A 950-nucleotide genomic window follows, 5' to 3' on the forward strand; every position below is an offset into this window, starting at 1 on the left:
TGCTGCTTAAATGCAGCATCGTAGGCCTTTCTAATTCTTTTCATAATTCAAAGATAAGTTTTTATGCTTAACTTAATGTCCAGGCTAAGTTACCAAGTCCAGATATTGATTTATACATTAATAGATTATTTATAAATATTTTAGTTGAATTGTATTATAAAGAAAAATATCCTGAGTATCCTACTTTTTTATTGGATAATATCGATATCTATCTTAAAGGAAAGATTATAATTGGTTGGGTAGGAAGGTTTGGAAGTCATGAAGTTGTTGAAACTGATATATTCCCAATTTATCCAGAGGAAGGAAAAGTTAATATTTGGTAATACTAAAAAAGACTTAGTTTTAATTAGCTAGGTCTTTTTAATTACTTAGGTACTTCTACGCATGCTTATGACAAACAAGGTACCGAATTTTGGCATCGTCAGTTAGACATCTATGGTAGATGTATTAAGGTAGATAATGACTTTGTTCCTTTTTTATATCAGGGGCAGTATGATGATCTGGAGAGTGGTCTATACTATAACCGATTTAGGTATTATAGTCCTGATATGGGGATGTATGTGAGTCAAGATCCTATTGGTCTTATGGGAGGTATGGCGCTGTATGGGTATGTGGGTGATGTGAATGGGTGGCTGGATCCTTTTGGATTGTCAGCTTTAGGTGGAGGATAAGGACCTGTAAGAAAAGTTAACAAAAATATGGGAGGCGAAGTTAATCACATGCCTGCAAATTCGGCTACCCAAAATGCTGGTGGATTAGGAGGTAAAAAGATATCTAAGTATAAAGGACTTGGAATTCTAATGGATGTTGCAGATCATCAGAAAACAGCTAGTTGGGGGTCATTTGATTCGTATCCACGCGAGCAACCACATATTTCATAAGCTAACTTAAGGTAGTAAGTTTGTTTCAAATAATAAATAGATGAGCAAACAAGAAATAATGTATTCTCA

Annotated in this window: 3 protein-coding genes; all 3 read left to right on the forward strand. The window is 34.3% G+C overall.

Annotation, left to right across the window (positions count from 1 at the left end):
* The first annotated feature begins 149 nt into the window (after nucleotides 1-149).
* The 3 genes from GOQ24_RS15670 to GOQ24_RS15680 all read left to right on the forward strand — a co-directional run bounded on the left by GOQ24_RS15670 (nucleotide 150) and on the right by GOQ24_RS15680 (nucleotide 881).
* Entirely contained in the window at nucleotides 150-323 is a 174-nt protein-coding gene (locus GOQ24_RS15670; protein WP_160340111.1) for a hypothetical protein, read from the forward strand.
* 108 nt (nucleotides 324-431) lie between these two features.
* Nucleotides 432-671 carry an RHS repeat-associated core domain-containing protein gene (locus tag GOQ24_RS16875; RefSeq protein ID WP_308860669.1) on the forward strand — a complete coding sequence of 80 codons (240 nt, stop codon included), beginning with the start codon at nucleotides 432-434 and terminating at the stop codon, nucleotides 669-671.
* A gap of 27 nt (nucleotides 672-698) precedes the next feature.
* The gene (locus tag GOQ24_RS15680) at nucleotides 699-881 is read left to right on the forward strand and encodes a hypothetical protein (RefSeq protein ID WP_160340112.1); all 183 of its coding nucleotides are present in this window, start codon (nucleotides 699-701) and stop codon (nucleotides 879-881) included.
* Nucleotides 882-950: the final 69 nt, after the last annotated feature.

It is taken from the genome of Myroides sp. LoEW2-1 (assembly GCF_009767705.1).
Classification (GTDB): domain Bacteria; phylum Bacteroidota; class Bacteroidia; order Flavobacteriales; family Flavobacteriaceae; genus Flavobacterium; species Flavobacterium album_A.

What these genes read in the sequence shown, in the direction of transcription:
- GOQ24_RS15680 (WP_160340112.1), top strand. Translation starts at nt 699, where the DNA reads ATGGGAGGCGAAGTTAATCACATGCCTGCAAATTCGGCTACCCAAAAT.